Source organism: Paenarthrobacter sp. PH39-S1, assembly GCF_030063245.1.
Classification (GTDB): domain Bacteria; phylum Actinomycetota; class Actinomycetes; order Actinomycetales; family Micrococcaceae; genus Arthrobacter_M.
In genome coordinates this window covers 1-602 of record NZ_JASISR010000130.1, presented here as the reverse complement: position 1 = coordinate 602, position 602 = coordinate 1, and the positions used below count along the sequence as shown (strand labels likewise).

1 protein-coding gene is annotated in these 602 nt (G+C 58.5%); it reads left to right on the top strand.

The window, feature by feature from the left end; all coding sequences use genetic code 11:
• Nucleotides 1-130: 130 nt before the first annotated feature.
• Nucleotides 131-602: BCCT family transporter (locus QMG52_RS21830; protein WP_283562491.1), on the top strand; the 472-nt coding region annotated here is incomplete at its 3' end.

Genomic DNA, 602 nt, shown 5'->3' with positions numbered 1-602 from the left:
GTTCCCTACCAGTACTTCGAGGGACACCCCAGCACCGGGATCTTTACCTGACCGACCGAGTCAAAGCCGAGAACACCACCATGATGTGCTGCGTTTCACGCAGCCAAGACGAAGAATTGGAGCTGGATCCTTGAGTATCATCGACAAAGACCGTGACACGGCGAAAGACCGTGATTCTGGGTCCGCCAAATTTATCGAGAGCAATGTGCCCAAGGTTAATTGGCGCGTGTTCATTATTGCTTCTATCGTCATCCTCGCTTTCACTATTTGGGCGATGGTGTTCCCCGCCAACGCGGATGACACCATGGCGGTCGTGACGTCTTGGGTCGCAGCGAACGTCGGCTGGGTGTACGTTGTCACCGTCACTGTCGTGATCGGTTTTGTGCTGTGGGTGGCGTTGTCCAAGGTGGGCTCGGTCCGGATGGGCCCGGATAATTCCCGTCCGCAGTACAAGCTCTTCACGTGGGTGGCCCAGCTGTTCGCCGCCGGTGTGGGAATCGACATGCTGTTCTACTCCGTGACCGGACCCATCACCCAGTACATGACGCCGCCGGAGGGCCAAGGCCAGACGGCGGCGGCAGCTCAGGACGCCGTGGTGTGGA